Here is a 1,553-nt window from a genome sequence, read left to right on the forward strand (position 1 = left end):
CGCCGGACAGGGTCGCGATCGGCGCCTCGGACGAGGCGGTCTTCACCTTGAACCGCTCGATCAGGTCGCGCCCGCGCCGGGCCATCGCCCCCCGGTCGAGCCAGAAGGTCGGCTTGCCCGTCGGGTCGTCGCCGCGCCGGTCGAAGGCGCGAAAGCCCAGGTTCTCGACCACCGACATCCGCGGCGCGCAGGCGTTGCGCAGCGGCTCCTCCGGGATGAACCGCACCTTTCGCGCGCGGCTCTCGGCCCGCGTGCCGGCATAGGGCGCGCCGGCCACCACCACCCGGCCGCCGGTGGCGCGGACCTGGCCGCCGAGGACGTCGGCGAGCTCCTTCTGCCCGTTGCCCGAGACGCCGGCGATGCCGACGATCTCGCGGGCGCGAACGCTGAGCGCGTCGACGGCGATGTGGCGCAGGCCCGAGGCGTCGGTGGCGGTCACGCCCGCGATGCGCAGGATCTCGCGGGCTTCGTCGGGCTCGCCGAGGCGCGCGGCCGGCACGCGCACCTTGCGCTCGCCCATCATCATCGCCGCCATGTCGTCGCGGGACAGCGCGCCGACCGCGCCGCCGCCGACGAGCCGACCGCGCCGGAGCACGCTCAGGCTTCGGGCGAAGGTCTCGACCTCGCGGAACTTGTGGCTGATCATCAGCACGGTGAGGTCGCCGCGGTCGGCCATCGCGCGGAGCAGCCCCAGCACCTCCTCGGCCTCGCCCGGCGTCAGCACCGAGGTCGGCTCGTCGAGGATCAGGAACCGCGCCTCGAGGTAGAGCTGCTTGACGATCTCGAGCTTCTGCTTCTCGCCCGCCGCCAGCTCCGCCACCGGCCGGTCGAGGTTCAGCCGGAACGGCATGCCGGCCATGAAGGCGGACAGCCGCGCGCGCTCCCGGCCCCAGGCGATCACCGAGGGCGCGTCGGCGCGGCTGATGACGAGGTTCTCCGCCCCCGTGAGCGAGGGCACCAGCGTGAAGTGCTGGTAGACCATGCCGAGGCCGCGCGCCTGCGCGCCCTTCGGGTTGGTGATCTCGGCCTCGCGGCCGTCGACCAGCACCGTGCCGGCGCTCGGGGCGTAGAACCCCATCACGCACTTCACCAGCGTGGACTTGCCAGCGCCGTTCTCGCCGAGCAGCGCGTGGAAGCCGCCGGCCGCGATCTTCATCGACACGTCGTCGAGGGCGGCGAAGGCGCCGAAGCGCTTCGTCATGCCGACGGTCTCGACGCCGATGGCGCGGGGGGGGCCCGGGGCCGGGGCCGAGGGAGGAGACGCGAGCGGTGACGACGTCATGGGCGGCCTCTCACGGCGCTTCGGCGATGATCGCGACGGGGCCGCCGCCATCCGGCCCCTGATGCTCGGCGCCGCCCGAGACGTAGAGCTCGGCATGGCCGACGAGGCCGGCGAGCACCCCGCCGACGAAGCCGCGGGCGTGCCGCGTCGCGGCGTGGTCGGAATCGGTGAGCATGGTGGTGCGAAGCCCGCGCAGGCGCCCGTCGGACGGGGCCTCGGCCTTGGCGAGCAGCGCGACCATCCGCGCGCGCTGCGCCGGCGCCAGCTGTCC

General features: G+C 74.4%; 2 protein-coding genes. Both read right to left on the minus strand.

Annotated elements, in window-relative coordinates; genetic code table 11:
• A partial coding sequence (locus tag FV223_RS27250; protein ID WP_147729823.1) for an ATP-binding cassette domain-containing protein occupies positions 1–1,282 on the minus strand: 1,282 nt, incomplete at its 3' end.
• A gap of 10 nt (positions 1,283–1,292) precedes the next feature.
• The coding region (locus tag FV223_RS27255) for a ring-opening amidohydrolase (RefSeq protein ID WP_281407478.1) at positions 1,293–1,553 on the minus strand (261 nt) is incomplete at its 5' end.

It is taken from the genome of Methylobacterium sp. WL116 (assembly GCF_008039455.1).
Lineage (GTDB): Bacteria > Pseudomonadota > Alphaproteobacteria > Rhizobiales > Beijerinckiaceae > Methylobacterium.